Source organism: Gemmata obscuriglobus (assembly GCF_008065095.1).
GTDB lineage: Bacteria > Planctomycetota > Planctomycetia > Gemmatales > Gemmataceae > Gemmata > Gemmata obscuriglobus.
Window position 1 is genome coordinate 5,891,782 of record NZ_CP042911.1, and the last position, 16,892, is coordinate 5,908,673.

22 protein-coding genes are annotated in these 16,892 nt (G+C 65.1%); 19 read left to right on the forward strand and 3 right to left on the reverse strand.

Annotated elements, in window-relative coordinates; translation table 11 throughout:
- The 9 genes from GobsT_RS24565 to GobsT_RS24605 all read left to right on the forward strand — a co-directional run bounded on the left by GobsT_RS24565 (position 1) and on the right by GobsT_RS24605 (position 7,534).
- A complete protein-coding gene (locus GobsT_RS24565) occupies positions 1–699 on the forward strand; it encodes a response regulator (protein WP_010033532.1) in 699 nt (232 codons plus the stop codon).
- Positions 700–778: 79 nt separating this feature from the next.
- Positions 779–1,240 carry a four-helix bundle copper-binding protein gene (locus tag GobsT_RS24570; protein ID WP_010033531.1) on the forward strand — a complete coding sequence of 154 codons (462 nt, stop codon included), beginning with the start codon at positions 779–781 and terminating at the stop codon, positions 1,238–1,240.
- A gap of 63 nt (positions 1,241–1,303) precedes the next feature.
- Entirely contained in the window at positions 1,304–2,107 is an 804-nt protein-coding gene (locus tag GobsT_RS24575) for a hypothetical protein (RefSeq protein WP_010033524.1), read from the forward strand.
- Positions 2,108–2,132: 25 nt separating this feature from the next.
- Entirely contained in the window at positions 2,133–2,771 is a 639-nt protein-coding gene (locus GobsT_RS24580) for a sll1863 family stress response protein (RefSeq protein WP_010033522.1), read from the forward strand.
- Between the two features lie 16 nt (positions 2,772–2,787).
- Positions 2,788–3,732 carry a YihY/virulence factor BrkB family protein gene (locus GobsT_RS24585; RefSeq protein ID WP_010033520.1) on the forward strand — a complete coding sequence of 315 codons (945 nt, stop codon included), beginning with the start codon at positions 2,788–2,790 and terminating at the stop codon, positions 3,730–3,732.
- A gap of 1 nt (position 3,733) precedes the next feature.
- Complete coding sequence (locus tag GobsT_RS24590) at positions 3,734–5,089, forward strand: DUF2254 domain-containing protein (protein WP_010033518.1); 1,356 nt, start codon at positions 3,734–3,736, stop codon at positions 5,087–5,089.
- Positions 5,086–5,811 carry a mechanosensitive ion channel family protein gene (locus GobsT_RS24595; protein ID WP_010033516.1) on the forward strand — a complete coding sequence of 242 codons (726 nt, stop codon included), beginning with the start codon at positions 5,086–5,088 and terminating at the stop codon, positions 5,809–5,811. The genes GobsT_RS24590 and GobsT_RS24595 overlap by 4 nt, the downstream gene beginning before the upstream one ends.
- A 60-nt stretch (positions 5,812–5,871) precedes the next feature.
- Positions 5,872–7,000 (forward strand): IS3 family transposase gene (locus tag GobsT_RS24600; protein WP_417936319.1). Its coding sequence is split into 2 segments (ribosomal slippage): positions 5,872–6,150 and positions 6,152–7,000, totalling 1,128 coding nucleotides; the frame shifts between segments, so codons are not numbered across the junction.
- A 54-nt stretch (positions 7,001–7,054) separates the two neighbouring features.
- The gene (locus GobsT_RS24605) at positions 7,055–7,534 is read left to right on the forward strand and encodes a hypothetical protein (RefSeq protein ID WP_010033504.1); all 480 of its coding nucleotides are present in this window, start codon (positions 7,055–7,057) and stop codon (positions 7,532–7,534) included.
- Between the two features lie 51 nt (positions 7,535–7,585).
- Here GobsT_RS24605 and GobsT_RS24610 read toward each other — a convergent pair whose 3' ends face one another.
- Entirely contained in the window at positions 7,586–8,200 is a 615-nt protein-coding gene (locus GobsT_RS24610; RefSeq protein ID WP_010033502.1) for a GP88 family protein, read from the reverse strand.
- A gap of 202 nt (positions 8,201–8,402) precedes the next feature.
- Between GobsT_RS24610 and GobsT_RS24615 the strand changes: the two genes are divergently transcribed.
- Positions 8,403–8,621 carry a helix-turn-helix domain-containing protein gene (locus tag GobsT_RS24615; RefSeq protein WP_010033500.1) on the forward strand — a complete coding sequence of 73 codons (219 nt, stop codon included), beginning with the start codon at positions 8,403–8,405 and terminating at the stop codon, positions 8,619–8,621.
- A 469-nt stretch (positions 8,622–9,090) separates the two neighbouring features.
- Here the strand turns inward: GobsT_RS24615 and GobsT_RS24625 are convergent.
- A protein-coding gene (locus tag GobsT_RS24625) for an IS3 family transposase (protein ID WP_417936319.1) occupies positions 9,091–10,219 on the reverse strand; the annotation gives its coding sequence in 2 pieces (ribosomal slippage) (positions 9,091–9,939 and positions 9,941–10,219; 1,128 coding nt in all).
- Positions 10,220–10,812: 593 nt separating this feature from the next.
- Here GobsT_RS24625 and GobsT_RS24630 point away from each other — a divergent pair.
- The 5 genes from GobsT_RS24630 to GobsT_RS24650 all read left to right on the forward strand — a co-directional run bounded on the left by GobsT_RS24630 (position 10,813) and on the right by GobsT_RS24650 (position 14,013).
- Positions 10,813–11,970, forward strand: a complete 1,158-nt coding sequence (locus GobsT_RS24630) for a transposase (RefSeq protein ID WP_010033494.1) — start codon at positions 10,813–10,815, stop codon at positions 11,968–11,970.
- 249 nt (positions 11,971–12,219) lie between these two features.
- Positions 12,220–12,651, forward strand: a complete 432-nt coding sequence (locus GobsT_RS24635) for a hypothetical protein (protein WP_010033491.1) — start codon at positions 12,220–12,222, stop codon at positions 12,649–12,651.
- Between the two features lie 404 nt (positions 12,652–13,055).
- Positions 13,056–13,364, forward strand: coding sequence for a hypothetical protein (locus GobsT_RS24640; protein ID WP_148087856.1), 309 nt, complete (start codon positions 13,056–13,058; stop codon positions 13,362–13,364).
- Positions 13,361–13,654, forward strand: a complete 294-nt coding sequence (locus tag GobsT_RS24645; protein ID WP_010033485.1) for a hypothetical protein — start codon at positions 13,361–13,363, stop codon at positions 13,652–13,654. The genes GobsT_RS24640 and GobsT_RS24645 overlap by 4 nt, the downstream gene beginning before the upstream one ends.
- On the forward strand, positions 13,651–14,013 hold the full coding sequence (locus tag GobsT_RS24650) for a hypothetical protein (RefSeq protein WP_148087857.1): 363 nt from the start codon (positions 13,651–13,653) through the stop codon (positions 14,011–14,013). The genes GobsT_RS24645 and GobsT_RS24650 overlap by 4 nt, the downstream gene beginning before the upstream one ends.
- 19 nt (positions 14,014–14,032) lie before the next feature.
- On the opposite strand, the gene GobsT_RS24655 is transcribed toward GobsT_RS24650, so the two are convergent.
- The gene (locus tag GobsT_RS24655) at positions 14,033–14,428 is read right to left on the reverse strand and encodes a hypothetical protein (protein ID WP_010033481.1); all 396 of its coding nucleotides are present in this window, start codon (positions 14,426–14,428) and stop codon (positions 14,033–14,035) included.
- Between the two features lie 66 nt (positions 14,429–14,494).
- Between GobsT_RS24655 and GobsT_RS24660 the strand changes: the two genes are divergently transcribed.
- From GobsT_RS24660 to GobsT_RS24675, 4 genes are all read left to right on the forward strand, one after another.
- Positions 14,495–15,025, forward strand: a complete 531-nt coding sequence (locus GobsT_RS24660; RefSeq protein WP_148087858.1) for a hypothetical protein — start codon at positions 14,495–14,497, stop codon at positions 15,023–15,025.
- Positions 15,022–15,243: a hypothetical protein gene (locus GobsT_RS24665; RefSeq protein ID WP_148087859.1), complete on the forward strand. Its 222-nt coding sequence runs from the start codon at positions 15,022–15,024 to the stop codon at positions 15,241–15,243. The genes GobsT_RS24660 and GobsT_RS24665 overlap by 4 nt, the downstream gene beginning before the upstream one ends.
- 65 nt (positions 15,244–15,308) lie before the next feature.
- Entirely contained in the window at positions 15,309–16,370 is a 1,062-nt protein-coding gene (locus GobsT_RS24670; RefSeq protein ID WP_010033477.1) for an RNA ligase (ATP), read from the forward strand.
- 7 nt (positions 16,371–16,377) lie between these two features.
- A complete protein-coding gene (locus GobsT_RS24675) occupies positions 16,378–16,659 on the forward strand; it encodes a hypothetical protein (protein ID WP_010033476.1) in 282 nt (93 codons plus the stop codon).
- The last annotated feature ends 233 nt before the right edge of the window (positions 16,660–16,892 follow it).

Below are 16,892 nucleotides of genomic sequence, written 5' to 3' on the forward strand. Positions count from 1 at the left end.
ATGACCCCGATCCGAGTTCTTCTGGCCGACGACCACGAGGTGGTGCGCACCGGCCTGCGCACCCTGTTCGACGGTCACCCCGACATTGAGGTGGTCGGGGACACGGCCGACGGTGCCGAGGCGGTCCGTCGCACCCTGGAGCTGCGCCCGGACGTTGCTGTCATGGACTTCTCGATGCCGGGGCTCACCGGGGCCGGGGCCGCCGGCCGGCTCCGGGCAGCGGCGCCCGAAACCAAGGTGCTGGTGGTGTCCGCGTATGAGGATCACGGGTTCGTGTCCCAGGCGCTCCAGGCCGGGGCCCGCGGGTACGTGCTGAAGCGGTCCGCGGCCGAGGAGCTGGTGCAGGCGCTCCGGGCGGTCGCGGCCGGCGGGGTGTACCTGGAGCCGAGACTCGCCGCCCAACTCGCCGAGGGGCCGGCCGCGGCCCCCCCCGACTCGGCGGAGGCCCTTAGCCAGCGCGAGCACGAGGTGCTCCGGCTCTTGGCACTCGGGTACGCGAACAAAGAGATCGGCGCCCGGCTGCGGATCAGTGTGAAGACGGTGGAGACGTACAAGACCCGTGGCATGGAGAAGCTGAACCTGCGCAGCCGGGTCGAGTTGGTGCGCTACGCGTTCGAACGGGGCTGGCTCCGGGCCGCCGATCGGGAAGCGCCCGGCACCGGTCAGCAAATGGCCGACGTGCCATCAGCTTTTTCCTGATACCGGCACGCATCCGCAGAGCCGTACAGTGCGAAGGGGCGCGGCCCGTCGGCCCGCTCCCGCCATTCGGAGTATCAACATGCGCGTCTTCTTCGCTTGTGTGCTGGTCGTAGCCGCCGTCATGGCGGCCGGAGCTTCTGGCACGTCCGCCCAGCCCCCCGTGGGCCAGCCTAAAGGTACCAGACACGACGCCGCGTTCGAGTCGTGCGCGAAGGCGTGCAACGACTGCGAGCAGGTTTGCACGTCCTGCGCGACCCACTGTGCCGACCTTCTGGCACAGGGCCAGAAGGACCACCAAAAGACGCTCGCCACTTGCCGGGATTGTGCCACCACCTGCGCGGCCGCGGCCCGGATCGTGGCCGCCAAGGGGCCGTTCGCGGACCTGATCTGCACCGCGTGCGCGGACGCGTGCAAGCGGTGCGGCGACGCGTGCGATCAGTTCAAAGACGACCCGATGATGAAGCAGTGCGCCGACGAGTGCCGCCGGTGCGAGAAGGTGTGCCGTGACATGCCCGCCCGCACCGGCGCGAAGGGCAAATGACACCGAGAGCGGGAGCCGCTTGTCGCCCGTCGAACCCGCGCCCGAATCCCAAGAGACGAACCCATGAACCCGACCACACCGGGCACCGCGCCGCAGTACGGCCCGCAGCCGCCCGCCCCGCCGCCCGTGACCGTGGTGCCGGTCCCAGCCCCGCACGACGTGCCGGCCGACTCGGCCCCCCGCGAGCTGATCCTGGTGAGCCACTCGCCCCTGGTGTACTGGTGGCCGGTGTGGGTCGTCGGGTACGTGTTCGCGGCGCTCACCTGGTGGGCCGGGCAGCCGCATCAGATCGGCTCAGAGGTGCTCCGGTTCCACCCGGATAGCAGCACCGGGGTGCTGTTCTTTCTCACCCTGTTCCTGGTAATCGTCATCTCCAACGTCAGCGTCCGCGGGTACGCCTCGCTGACCGTCGTGATGGCCGCCGTTCTGGTGTCGGTGCTGATGGCATACTTCGGGGCGTGGGGGCCGGTGCTGGGCTGGCTCGGCGACCTGAACGTGTACCTGAACCAGGGGGCGTACTTCTGGTTCGCCACGCTCCTGTTCGTGGTATGGGCCGTTACCGTGTTCGTGGTCGACCGGTTCAACTACTGGCGCATCGCTCCGGGGCAGATCACCTACGTCACCGCCTTCGGCACCGGGGCCAAGAGCTACGACACCGAGAACATGGTGCTGGAGAAGCGCCGGGACGACCTGTTTCGGCACTGGCTGCTCGGCCTGGGCAGCGGCGACCTGCGAATTCACACCTACGGCGGGCGGTCCCAGGAGATCTTCGTCCCCAACGTGCTGTTCATTGGGTCCAAGATCGGGGCCATCCAGCAAATGATCGCGATCGAGCCCGGCAAGTTCGGGCACGCCGCGATCGAGTGAGCCATTCCACCACGGAGCTGTTCCAATGACTTTTCGAATTTTGCTGGCTGTGCCCGCGCTGGTCGCCCTGTGCCCGGCGACTCAAGCGGACGAGTCCGTCGTCCGCGGCCCACTCACCGCGGTCGATGCGGCGGCCCGGACGGTGACTGTGCGGCCGGCGACCGGGGCGGCCGTGACCCTCGCGGTCGGCACCGGCGCGCGGGTCGAGGTCGGCGGCAAGCCGGCCGGGCTCGACCAACTCAAAAAGGGGCAGCGGGTCCGCGCCACCTACGTCCCGCGTGACGGGCGGAACGAGGTCGTCGCGCTCCGGCCCGCGGTCGCGACTGACGAGCAACTCGGGCGCGAGATCCGGCAGGCGCTGGCGGCCGCGAAGTCGTACACGTTCGCACAGAAGGACAAGTACGCGGCCGAGCTGCGGGACGCGGCCGACGACGTGGACGATCGCATCGACCAACTGGAGGCCGAGGCGAAGGACGCAGGGGCCGAGGCGAAGGCCAAGGTTCAGGCCCGGATCGCCGACCTGCGGAAGCGGCGCGGGGTCATCACCGACCGGCTGTCGAAGGTGCAGTCGGCCACGGGCGACGCGTGGGAGGATGTCAAGGCCGGGGCCGGGGCCGCGCTGTCCGACCTGGAAAAAGCGCTGAACGAGCTGGGGAAGAACTGACCACCGGGGTCGCACCGTGAGCGCTGAACCGACGACCGCGGGCAACGACTGCCCTCGGCCCACCCTCTGGGGCGCCGCCCGTGAGGCCGGGGCCACCCTGTACGCCGCCGCCCGCGCGTGGCTCGACGACGACGCCATGCGGCTGTCGGCCGCGGTCGCGATGTACACCATCCTGTCGCTGTCGCCGCTGCTGGTCATCACCATCAAGGTGCTGGCGCTGGTGTTCGGTGAGGAGGCCGCGAGCGGGCAGGTGCGGCGCCAGGTCGAGCAGTTCCTCGGCCCGACCGGGGCACGCGCGGTCGAGGGAATGGTGACGGAGACCGTGCGCCCCGGGGCCGGGCTGCTCGCGACCGCGGCGAGCGTCGGCGTGCTGCTGTTCACTGCGTCGGGCGTGTTCGCCGAGCTACGGGACTCGCTGAACGCGCTGTGGGGCGTCGCCCCGCGGCCCGGGCGCGGGTGGTGGGCGGCCGTTCGCGACCGGTTCCAGTCGATCGGCATGGTGTTCGCAGTTGGGTTCTTGTTGTTGGTCTCGCAGGCGGTCACGACCGCGCTTGCGGTTATGAGCGAGTTCGTAGCAGGCGGGGCCGGGCGGGTCGCCTCCGCAACCGACTTGTTCGTCTCGACGCTCGTCGTGGCGATCCTGTTCGGGCTGATCTTCCGGCTGCTCCCGGACGTCGAGCTGCGGTGGCGCGACACGCTGTTCGGGGCCGCCGTGACCGCGGCCCTGTTCAAGGTCGGGCAGTACCTGCTGGCGCTGTACTTCACTTACGGCTCGACGGCCTCGGTGTACGGGGCCGCCGGGTCGTTCGTGGTGGTGCTGCTGTGGGTGTACTACTCGTGCTGGATCCTCTTCTACGGCGCCGAACTGATCCAGGTCCGGCTCCGGCGGCAGGGGCGGCAGATCGCCCCGTCGGCCGAGGCCCGGCGCCGCGGGGCGCACGACCCCGGGCCGGAGGATTAACATGTCGGTGCGCGGGGCGCTTCTCAACCGGTGGGACCAGGTGCGCAACGGCTACTGGTTCCTGCCGCTTGTGATGGCGGTCGGATCCGTGGCCCTCAGCTTCGGGGCGCTCGAACTCGACACCTACCTCATCGGACGGCTCGGGGACGTCGGCTGGTTGTACAGCGGGAGCGCCGAGGGCGCGCGATCGGTGCTGACCACCATCGCGACCTCGATGATCGGACTGGCCGGCGTCGTGTTCTCCATCACCACAGTCACACTCACCCTCGCGGCCAAACAGTTCGGGCCGCGGATCTTCCGCAACTTCATGCGCGACACCGGCACCCAGGTGGTGCTCGGCACGTTCACCGGCACGTTCCTGTACTGCCTGCTGGTGCTCCGACAGGTGCACGGGTCTGACGGCGGCGTTGGCGGGTTCGTGCCGCAGGTGAGCATGCTCCTCGCGGTGGTCCTGGCGGTGTGCGGGCTGGGAGTGCTGATTTACTTCATTCACCACGTCGCGGCCTCAATTCAGACCCCGAACGTGCTGGCCGCGGTAGCGGGCGACCTGCGCGCCGCGATCGAGGAACTGTACCCGGAGCCGATCGGCCGGGACGGACCGGGCGACGGCGACGCGGCGCTCCCCGCGCAGGTGCCGGAGCGGTTCGACGCGGAGGCGGTGCCGGTGCGGGCCGGGGCCGGCGGGTACGTGCGGCGGATCGAGGCCGGCGCGCTGCTCGCCGCGGCCCGGGACGCGGACGTCGTGGTCCGGGTCGAGCGGCGCCCCGGCGCGTTCGTCGCCGCGGGCGACGCGCTGCTGCTCGTGTGGCCCGCGGACCGCGCCGGCCGGGAGGTGATCGAGCGGCTCCGATCCGCGGTGGCGGTGGGGGGCCAGCGGACGCCCGTGCAGGACGTCACGTTCCCGATCGAGCAGCTCGTCGAGGTGGCGGCGTTGGCGCTGTCGCCCGGGGTGAACGACCTGGCGACGGCGACCATGTGCATCGACCGGCTGGGCGAGGGGCTCGGGCAACTCGCCGGGCGGCGGGTGCCGTCCGCGTACCGCGCGGACGCCGACGGGCGGCTCCGGGTGGTCGCGCCGCCGATCGATCTGACCGCGGCGCTCGGCCCCGCGCTCGACCCGATCCGCTTGAACGGGCGCGGGCAGCCGGGCATCATGGCCCACCTGCTCGGTGCGCTGGCCGGGGTCGCGGGCCGCGCGGGCGCGGCCGACGCGGCGGTCGTCCTGGGGCACGCGGTGCTGGCCCACGCGCAGGCGGCCGAGGGCGCTACCGAGTACGACCGCAAGAAGCTGGGCGACGCCTTGGACCGCGTCCGCGCCGCCGCGGCCGGGCGCGCGAGCGAAGGGGGTTGGGAATGAGCGACTGGATTCGGTTGCAGGGGCCGGAGCGGGCGGTGTACCTGTTCGACACCCGGCTCGTCGGGGTGAACGCGGACAACGGCAAGAAGCTGCTGTTCACCCTGACCCTTCTCGCCTTCGCGCTCCTGCTCGGCTGGGTCATGCGGGCGCTCACCCGGGCGGTCCTGCGCGGCACCGCGAACGAGCGGGCCGCGTTCTGGGCGCGCCAGGGGGTGCGGCTGGCCGTGGCCGTGCTCGTCCTGTTCGGGACCGCAGCCATCTGGTTCGACGACCCGACCACTCTCACGACCGCGCTGGGGCTGATCTCGGCCGGGCTCGCGTTCGCGCTTCAGAAGGTGGTGACCGCGTTCGCCGGGTACGTCGTGATCTTGCGCGGCAAGACGTTCAACGTCGGGGACCGGATCGCGATGGGCGGGGTGCGCGGGGACGTGATCGCGCTCGGGTTCACCCAGACCACGATCATGGAGATGGGGCAACCGCCCGCGGTGCAGGGCGCGGACCCGGCCATGTGGGTGCAGAGCCGCCAGTACACCGGGCGAGTCGTCACCGTGTCGAACGCCAAGATCTTCGACGAGCCGGTGTACAACTACACGCATGAGTTCCCGTACCTATGGGAGGAGCTGGCCCTCCCCATCCCGTACGCAGCCGACCGCGAGAAGGTCGAGCGGATCCTGTTGGAGGTGGCGGGGCGGCACGCGGTGCGGTCGGACGAGCTGGTATAGTGGACCCCGAAAACTGGACCGCCGGTTAAGCTATACCGGAGGCCCAGGAAAGGGGAACCCATGGCGGGCAAGCGGAAGAGTCACTCGGCGGCGTTCAAGGCCCAGGTCGCGCTGGCGGCCCTCAAGGGCGACAAGACCATCAACGAACTGGCGAGTCAGCACGGCGTCCACCCGACCCTGATTCATGGGTGGAAGAAGCAGTTGCTCACCGGGGCCGAGGCCGTGTTCGCCTCGGGGGCGAAGGGCACCGGCCCCCCGGAAGACAAGACGACCGAGTTGTACGAGCAGATCGGCCGCCTCAAGGTGGAACTCGACTGGGTGAAAAAAAAATCGGCCGCCCTCGGCTGAGGCCAAGCGTGCCCGGATCGAGGCCGAGCACCCGGAGCTGAGCGTCCGGCGCCAGTGCGAGCTGATCGGATTGAACCGCTCGACGGTGTACTACGAGCCGACCCCGGAGAGCGCGGAGAACCTGACGCTGATGCGGTTGATCGACGAGCAGTACACGACGTGCCCGTTCTACGGGAGCCGGCGCCTGGCCGCGTGGCTGGGCACCCAGGGCCACGAGGTGAACCGCAAGCGGGTGCAGCGGCTGTTGCGGATCATGGGGTTGGAGGCCCTGTACCCCAAGCCCAAGCTGTCGGTCGGGTCCGGGCACAAGGTGTACCCGTACCTGTTGCGGGGCGTGGCCATCGACCGGGTCCATCAGGTGTGGAGCACGGACATCACGTACATCCCGATGCCCACCGGGTTCATGTACCTGGCCGCAACGATGGACTGGTTCAGCCGGTACGTGGTGGCCTGGCGACTGTCCAACACGTTGGACGGGTCATTCTGCCAGGACATGCTGGAGGAGGCCTTGGGCCGGGGCAAGCCGGAGGTGTTCAACACGGACCAGGGAGTCCAGTTCACGGCCGCCGCGTGGGTCGGGCGATTGGAGCGGGCCGGGGTCGCGGTGAGCATGGACGGGCGGGGCCGGTGCCTGGACAACGTGTTCGTGGAGCGCCTGTGGCGGAGCGTCAAGTACGAGGACGTGTACCTCAAGGGTTACGAGTCGGTGCCGGCCCTGGAGAGTGGGCTCCGGGCGTACTTCGGGTTCTACAACACCGAGCGGTTACACCAGTCCCTGGACTACCGCACCCCGGCTCAGGTGTATGGCGTCGGAGCCACGAAGGCCCCGACGAAACAGTAGCGAAGGATAGCAACTTTTTGGTCTAGACAATGGGGTCCACTGTAAGGAGAGCTCATGCGCCCGCGAAAGTTCACAATCGGATGGGGTCCGCGAGAAAAGGCGACGCGTTACGTCGACCTCGCATTCACCACATACAGCGAAAATGGTAACCCGGCGAGCCTGATCATCACGAAGTTCAGCGCGGCGTCCCACTCCGTCGCTGGGTTCGCAAGCATGATTGCCATCCAAAAGGATGACCGGCCAGGGATGACACCGCTCACATTCCACTACCAAGTCGGCGAGATGTTTGGGTTCCTTGCTTCCTTCATGACGATACTCGATCAGGACGATGCGGACTACCTCGGCCTCCTCTTCGTCAACCACACTAAGCGTGCCGACCAGTTTCCTGAGCCGGAACGCGGCATGGAAGAGATTGCATCGGCCTACGAGGGTATCCACAAAATTTGCACTCGAATCAGCAGTAGCCTGACGGCTCAGGTGTTTCAGGCCCGAACATGCGATTGGGTCTATCTCGAAGCTGAGGCGACTATATAAAAGTGACCGATCCTGCTCTTTCCCTTACGGGAAGAACAGGACCGGCCGAGGTCAATCAGGCCAGCAGAACTGGCAAGTTGAACAAGACGTACCCTTCTTCCGACCGGACTCGGTTTCGGTCGGGCAAATCAAGTCGAGCTTGATCCGCTTATCGTCCTGATACCGTAACGGGTGGTTCAGGAAGATCAGGTCCGCGGCCTCGGGTTCCTCGTCGGAATCCATCAGCCACGCAACACGCACACCTTCAGGAACGGTCGGCGGGTAACCCGTCTCCTCGTCCGCTGAGAACCACACGGCGAGGTTCGGGAGCTTGGCCAGTTCTGCCAGGACCTCCAGAATGCCGGGAATCCTCCAGCTCCGGGTGTAAAGCCAGAACTTCGTGCGCGGGCAGTTGGTAACGATTTCCAGCCACTTCCGCGCGTATCCGGGGCTGTACAGGTCACCACTCACGTGGGGACGCACAGCCAGACAGCCCTTGCGATGGATCTCCGCCGTCATGCGACTGGCGAAGTCATCGCGCTTGCTTTGTTCGTAGCACCACTCCAGGCGTTCGATCACCTGGGGGAATACGAACCGGCCCCGGCGACAGTAGCAGAGCGACTCGCACCGCTTGCTCCGTCCGGGGCAGGTGGTCACAGGCGGGGTGTCGAAGTGAAACACCGACATCCCCAGTTTTTCGTTACCAGCTACCAACAGACCTCGTTTGGTTTCCACGTTTGTGGTTCCGCACGGGTAGGACTGGGCAGCGTTGAGGAACATCCCCAAAGGCACCAAGTCGAAACCCGGCGAGTTCGCCCACAGATTTAGGATTCGCGCAAGTGAAAGAAGTGATGGACAATTCATCTCATCCGTGCAATGAATGCCACCCATGAAACAGATTCATTTCGATACTAAGTCCTTTTCGCTGGCGATTGATGCGGCGCGATGGGCCAAGCACCAGAGCTGGAAACAGGTCTCCGAAGAAACGGGTGTGTCAAAGTCTACGCTGTGTCGCATTCAGCAGGGTAAATCGCCGGATGTGGACACGCTGGCGAGGCTACTGCAATGGTGCGGAATGGATTTCAAACGATTCATCCTGAAGAGCTAGGAGGCAAAATGAAGCACAAATACCGAATCGTCACCGACCGCTATTGCGGCTACGAGGCACAATACAAGCCTTGGTGGTCTCCGTTTTGGTTGGAGTGTTTCGGGGTAAACACACGGCGGACGATAGAAGCCTCTGAGCAAGTGGCTAGGTTTCATGCGGAGGGCTTGACCCGAGAAGGAGAGCCGAAAAAAGCGAAATGCGTCAAAGTCCTTGGAAAGCTACCGTGACTCGTCGCCCCCGCATCAACACCGTGGAGGACGCGGATTTGGCCATGGAACGGCTTGGCTGGGTACGCGCTCAGGGGCAACCCAACGGGGCCGTGCGAGAGCTCTGGGAATGCGCTACTGCCTACCGTGCAGCGCTACACAGGCAAGAACAAATCGCCGAACCGGAAGGACGGTGGGCGAAGAAGATCACGAAGTAACTACAGTGGACCCCATTGTCTAGACCAAAAAGTTGCTATCCTTCGCTACTGTTTCGTCGGGGCCTTCGTGGCTCCGACGCCATACACCTGAGCCGGGGTGCGGTAGTCCAGGGACTGGTGTAACCGCTCGGTGTTGTAGAACCCGAAGTACGCCCGGAGCCCACTCTCCAGGGCCGGCACCGACTCGTAACCCTTGAGGTACACGTCCTCGTACTTGACGCTCCGCCACAGGCGCTCCACGAACACGTTGTCCAGGCACCGGCCCCGCCCGTCCATGCTCACCGCGACCCCGGCCCGCTCCAATCGCCCGACCCACGCGGCGGCCGTGAACTGGACTCCCTGGTCCGTGTTGAACACCTCCGGCTTGCCCCGGCCCAAGGCCTCCTCCAGCATGTCCTGGCAGAATGACCCGTCCAACGTGTTGGACAGTCGCCAGGCCACCACGTACCGGCTGAACCAGTCCATCGTTGCGGCCAGGTACATGAACCCGGTGGGCATCGGGATGTACGTGATGTCCGTGCTCCACACCTGATGGACCCGGTCGATGGCCACGCCCCGCAACAGGTACGGGTACACCTTGTGCCCGGACCCGACCGACAGCTTGGGCTTGGGGTACAGGGCCTCCAACCCCATGATCCGCAACAGCCGCTGCACCCGCTTGCGGTTCACCTCGTGGCCCTGGGTGCCCAGCCACGCGGCCAGGCGCCGGCTCCCGTAGAACGGGCACGTCGTGTACTGCTCGTCGATCAACCGCATCAGCGTCAGGTTCTCCGCGCTCTCCGGGGTCGGCTCGTAGTACACCGTCGAGCGGTTCAATCCGATCAGCTCGCACTGGCGCCGGACGCTCAGCTCCGGGTGCTCGGCCTCGATCCGGGCACGCTTGGCCTCAGCCGAGGGCGGCCGATTTTTTTTTCACCCAGTCGAGTTCCACCTTGAGGCGGCCGATCTGCTCGTACAACTCGGTCGTCTTGTCTTCCGGGGGGCCGGTGCCCTTCGCCCCCGAGGCGAACACGGCCTCGGCCCCGGTGAGCAACTGCTTCTTCCACCCATGAATCAGGGTCGGGTGGACGCCGTGCTGACTCGCCAGTTCGTTGATGGTCTTGTCGCCCTTGAGGGCCGCCAGCGCGACCTGGGCCTTGAACGCCGCCGAGTGACTCTTCCGCTTGCCCGCCATGGGTTCCCCTTTCCTGGGCCTCCGGTATAGCTTAACCGGCGGTCCAGTTTTCGGGGTCCACTATAAACTAAGGAAGGAAGAACGATGACTAAGACGAAAGTGATTGCGGCAAAGAACTTGCCACGGAGACTGCCGATAACATTTACGCTTGCGATATAGCTGTTGCTCGATCGGTTTGATGCTGCGGGGTGGGTATGGGGTACATCATTTACGCTACTCGGCATCGCTTGGATTGCCGCGGCAGTCAGCATCTGGATGAGTGAAGATGTAGATGTTTTTGAGCAGCAGGTGGCCCGTGACTGAAAAACTCGAAGTCACGCCAACAGCCGAGCCAGGCACAGAGGCATCCATTCGTCTGGAGTTCGAGGAGTGGGCACTGAGTAAGGGGTACAGCATCTTTCGGAAGCCAGGGAACCCGTACTACTACGAGGCGGCTACGGAATCGCTGTGGGACGAATACCTGTCGCGGAACACGAGCGTAATGCGCGCAGCAGACGGAGTCCAGTAGTTTCAAGTTGGGCGATTTATGAGTAGCGGGCCGCATGGGTTTACCGGTCAATGGTGGTTACCACGCCTCCACTGTCGGAGCCCCCATGCGACCCAAACGTCAGTCTATCCGAGCCACCCCGGCCCACGCCACCCGGCACCTCCGTCCGGTCCTGACCGACTGGCTCGGCCGTGCGGTCCAACTGCCCAAGCGTCGCCGCACCTGTACACCCGAGGTGGTGTGGCGGGTGGTGCTGTTCGCCGCGGCGTTCGCCCGCTCGGTGGCCGCGGCCTGTGCCGCGATCGCCGACGCCCCGTCCGGGCAGGCCATCTGGGATTGCTTGTACCTCACGCTGCCCAAGCGGCGCCGCACCCTCGAGCGGCGGTTGCGGCCGGCCCTCCACGCCCCGCTCGGCAAGCGGAAGCGGGCGGCTCGGGTCGCGATCGACTACCACCGGATCGGGTACTTCGGGACGCCGAACCGGGACACCACCCGGTCCAAGGGGGCCGGCGGCACCCACACGTTCCACACGTACGCCACCGCGTGCCTCGTCGGGGGACCGGACCGGTACACGCTCGGGTTGACGGCCGTGGGCGAGAAGGAGCCGATGACCGCGGTGCTCACCCGGCTGTTGGATCAGGTGACGGCGGCACGGGTTACGGTCCGGGTCGCGCTGCTGGACAAGGCGTTCTTCTCGATCGCGGTGATGCGGTTGCTCCAGGCGCGGGGTGTGCCGTTCGTGATCCCGGCCGTGGTCCGGGGCCGCAAGCCCCGGCCCGGGGTGAAGGGGGTCGGGTTGCGGGCCGTGCGGCGGCGGGGCGCGGGTCGATATGCGTACACCCACGCGGATCGGGGCACCTCGGTGCGGGTGCACGTGGTGATCGCTCACAAGAGCTACCGGTACCGGCGGACCGGGGGCCGGCGGAGCAAGAAGTTACTGTACGCGGTGTGGCGGGTGAGCGGGAGCCCGGTGGCGATTCGGGACCTGTACCGGACCCGATTCGGGATCGAGAGCAGCTACCGCCAGTTGGGGCAGGTTCGGCCCCGGACCTCGACCACCGATGGGGTCGTGCGACTCCTGTGGGTGGCCGTCGGGCTGATCCTGCGTAACGCCTGGTTGTGGTCCCGCTCAGCCCGCGGCCTCGGGTGGACACTGGCGGCGGTATGCCTGATACTGTTGGCCGATGGGCTGGCACCTACAGATGGCGAAAATAAGTCCATTACTACTGCACGATCGGCCAACAAAACCAAGCCGCCAACTTGAAACTACTGGAGTCGCACAAAGCACATCAGCGGATGAGGCCTATCGGTTAGTGTTCGAGGCGCTGCTGCTTACTCCGGGGTCAAGTAAACAGGACGTTGCCCGTATTCGGAACGCACTCACCCTTCTTCCTGTTTTAAAGCCGGCAGCAGAACAACATCCAAACCCGTCGATTTCGACACCTTCGGAGCAGCCTGCATGGCCAGAATGCAGTAGTGATCCTGCCTCATGCCCTGAGAACGAGGGGTATGGGTGTTGTGGGGGAAGGCTGCACCGGCGGATGAGTTACCAGGGATAGTGCAGCCGTACACTGACGCCAGCGACGAACCGCTTGAAGTCATCGAGGCAAACGAGGCCAATTATCAGGTTGGCAGCTTATGCACAAAGCGAATCCGGCGTTTGTTTAATGAAATTCGCCAATTGCAAGTCACATTAGCAGCGAAGCGGGAATCGGTTTTGCAGCCGCTGAAGGATCATTTGTTGAAAATGGCGGAGTCCAACAAGCACGCAGGTGCATTGAGTTTTCCACTGGCTTACGAGATGCACCAGCGCACGCTTGAGGCGGTAGCACTTCTGGTCCGCATTGAGAAGGCAGCAAGGCTCGTGGGTAGCGAAACCGACCCCTACCTCTCTGCCTCTGCGAAAGTTCTCGCCAAAGTAGCCAAGGAAAAGGAGAGGAAATGAACTATTTCAAGTGCTACTGGTGCGGATGGAGTCCGCTGAAGGCCCTCCGGTTCGTGCAGGTCAGGTTTGCATGCCCAAAATGCGGAGGTGAGGAATGATGGATGATCTCACCGAGCTGTGTGACACCCCAGCAACGGAGAATCCTGTGGCTGCTGCGCTGGTATTCGCAGCAGGAGCGCTGATAGGGGTGGGGAGTACGTTTGCCGTCTCACGCTCCTGGAGGGATTGTGCGAGGAGGAAAGAGATGTGTGAGGGGATGGAACGGTGATTTTGGGCATCTCGGCTTCGCCGCCGCGTGTTCTCGGGCTCCTCTTTCGCTACGGTCCTGCGGACGCCTTCGGCCCACTTCCACCCGCTGATGCAAGAAAACAACAACAGGGCTGCGGCCCAGAAAGAGAGGTGTGATGATCGACTTTGAAAATGATCGGAGATTCAAGTCAGTGGCGTTCAGTCGCGGCGTGGAAATTCCGAAGTGGGCTCTTTTGCAGATTGTGACCGCACTACCGAGCGACGCACTCCTCTTTCATGCGGACTTCGACTTCCGGTCAAACCAGCATCACCTGGTCTTCTGGTCGAGCGAGTTCGAGCAGGTTCCTTTCGGTTTCCAGGCGCCCACGGTCAAAGCCTGGATCGACACGGTCAACCTGCGGGCCGGCCTCGGCGACGTGCCGGAGGGGTACATGGTTGAAGTGACGAAGGGTGTCGAGTCATGACCACCCCCACCCCGCTGCTCCAGCGCGTCGCCGCAGCCATCCGCAAGGTGCCGCTCTCCATCTCTTCCACACGGCGTAGTGGTGAGAACGGGCTGCGGAACGCTGAGGAGGTGGCTCAGGCCGCACTCGATGCGTGCCACGCGGAGGAATTGACCGCCGCGTTAAGGGTGAACGATTCCGTCATCCGGGACATTCGCCAGCGCGATGCCCGCTGGCACGATGACGAACTCGTGAAGCAACTCCTCGAACGCAACCGCGCCCTGCTGGCCAAGCTGGAGGGCCGGTCATGAAGGATAGCCCCCTCGATTGCTTTGGTCTCCCGCTTACCTCAAAAATCGGAAAACACGATTTCCAGCGAGATGTCACGACGAATACCACGGCACAACCCACCCGGCTGGATGAGTCCTGGCTGGAGAACGCGCTCAAAGCGATGAAAAACCTGCCGCCTATTGAACAGGTGGTGCATCATGCGAAGGTCGGAACCCAATTCTGGGAGGCGTTGAAATCGGGAAGTGTGGCCCCATCTGCCGGTGGGTCCCGGTCTGTGTTCGGCTTTCCGCTTTTCGTGGACGAGAGTTTGCCACCGGGATGCTGTGAGTTCCGCAACAAGGACGGGAAGGTACTCTCGACGCTGAGGCTCGATCCATGACCGCCCTTGTCTCACCCGCTCACCGACCACCGAGCCTCAACCGCCGAACGTCCTGCGAGCGCCAGGTGGCGAGGGCGATGAACCCCGCCCCTATCACCGCCAGGGGCACGGTGACCCCGAACGGCGTCGCGCGGCCGCTCAGGTCCGCGACGAGCCAGATGGTGTTCATCGCGATCCAGCAGTTCAGTCCCAAGTCGGCGAGCAACACGCCCCGCTTCTTCCGCCACCCGAGCACCAGCAGCCACAGCCCGGTGGCCACAGTCAGTGCGGCGAAGGTGTACGCCGGCCACGCCAGCTTGCCCATCCACAGCGCGTCCATGGTGAACCACGTGACCGAGTTCAGCGGGTCGGCGACCCGCTGCGCGAATGACCGGGGTTCCTCGTCCGACTCGACCGAATTCCCCGGCTCTGGCATTGGTCACGTCCTCGGGCGCCGCATCGTTCCACACGGCAGGCATTCTACGTGCGTGAGGCGCGACCGATGACCGCATCGCCTCCCGGCCAACTTGTGGACATTCCCCTCCCTCCCGACACCGCAGAAACGTTTGGCTATCGACACGACGCCCGCTTCGTCTCCTTCCGCTGGTCGTATGGGGAACTCATCGCCGATGACGGCCAATCTTCTGGGACGGCCAACGGCTGGGTCTTCGGCTCTTACGCCCGCCACCGCGCCGTCGCGCCGCTGCTCGATCCCTTCGACCTTGGAGGCTCGGACCATCCCGCGCCTTCAGTTTTGCTCTTGGACCGCGAGCGTAATCGGGCTTACATCGCACCGGCAGCGGAAGCGAAGGCGTTTCTGCGTGACCAACACCCGCCAGAACCTGAACTGGCCCCGGAGCAGCAGGAAGCCTTCCAACGCGAGTTCGAGAAGCTGCTCGCCGAGCACCGGTCGCGTCCCGTTGATCACGGAGCCGTCGCGAAGGAAATGGCCGAGCAGCGTGGGCGAGTGGGTCGGTTCATGTCCTGGATCGATCAATGCCCCACGCCTCCGCGTCGCGGGCACACCCCATGAACGCCACCTCCGACACTCAACGCCTGATCCGCGAGCTGCGTCGCGACGGCTGGACCGTAACGCCAACCGGAAGCGGTCATTACAAGGCCATGCACCCGAACGGCGGGTTCGTCATCCTCGCGGCCTCGCCCCGTGGCCCTCGATGGCAGCAGAACACTCGCGCCTGCATCCGCCGGGTCGAACGAAACGCTCAACAACCAGCCAAGGAGGGCACATGACGATTACCGAACCACTCACCACGCTACCGTGTCGAGAAGATCACCTAACCCGACCGGAGAAGACGATGCGAAAACTTGCCAGCATCCAGACCGTGAACGCCGTGGAGCCGATCTCGAATGCCGATGCGATCGAGAAAATCCGTGTCCTCGGGTGGTGGATCGTCTCCAAGAAGGGCGAGCACAAGCCCGGAGACCGCGTTTTGTACTGTGAAATCGATTCCCTGCTCCCCGAGCGGCCCGAGTTCGAGTTCCTCCGGTCGAGCAGCTTTAAGCCCGCGCAGACCGACCCGGTCAGTGGGGCGACGATCCCGGCCGGGTTCCGCATTAAAACGGTCAAGCTTCGCGGCCAGGTGTCGCAGGGCATCTGCTTCCCGCTCTCGATCCTCCCGCCCGGCGCGCCAGATGAAGAAGGCGCGGACGTCACCGATCTGCTCGGCATTCGGAAGTGGGAGCCTCCCGCACCCGTGGGCATGGGCGGAAAGGTAAAAGGCGGGTTCCCCGGCTTCCTGCCGAAAACCGACGAGACCCGCGTCCAGGTGCTGGAAGGCGCACTGCAGCGCCACAAGGGCAAGACGTTCTACGTCACCGAGAAGCTCGATGGCACGTCGTTCACCGCCTTCCTCCGACAGGGCGAGTTCGGCATCTGCAGCCGCAACCTGTGGATGGATGAGGCCGACGAATCGAACGTCCTTGCCCGGGTCGCGAAGGGGCTGAGGATTGATGAGAAGCTGCGCACGGCCCGCGAGAAGCTTGGACACGACGTGGCGATTCAGGCCGAGGTCATCGGGCCGGGCATCCAGAAGAACAAGTACGCGCTGAAGGAGGTCTCGCTGCGGGTGTTCAACGTTTTCAACGTGGACGCATACCGCCTCGTGGATCACGCGGTGAAGTTGGTGACGTTGGCCGAGATGGGGCTGGAACCCGTCCCGCAGCTCGGAACGCTCGTGCTGAACCACACCGTCGACGAATTGGTCGCGTTCGCGGAGGGGACGAGCGTGCTCAACCCGCAGGTGCAGCGCGAAGGCGTGGTGTTGCGCCCGCTGGTCGAGGAATACGACGAGGACATCGGGGGCCGCCTGAGCTTCAAGGCGATCAACCCGAAGTTCCTGCTAAAGTACGACGAGTGAGCGGGGTATGACGCGGACGTTCCGCGTTTCCCTCGGCAGCTCCACGCTTTCCGGCAAGCAGGCCATCGATCAGGTCCGGCAGTTCCGCCACCAGCTCTGCTCGCTCTTCAAGAAGCCCGATGCCGTGACGCTTCTGACCGTCGAGGACGTCGAGACGCGTTCTCGGGGCCTCGTCGCGTTCTTTGATGCGGACAATCCCTGCGCCGTGTCGTGGGTGAAGCAGGCCGAGGCGATCAGCGGGGAGTTGTGGCAGACGCTGGCGGAGCGGAGGAAGGGCGTTGCGCGTTGACGGAAGCGGGAGGTGCATGCGGTTCGGCAATTCGGTTCGCGCCTGACCGGCAACTGTTACAACCGTTAAGCGGGCAGATGCGGCGATTTTGCTGCGGACACCTGTAAATCAGTGCTGTTCAGAGGCCTCCGGGCGACAAGGCCGCACTTTGGCACAGTGTCTGCTTTACTCCATCCCGTCGAACACCAGCTCGGGCCAGGTCCCCCGGCCCGCTTCACATACCACAACACCTG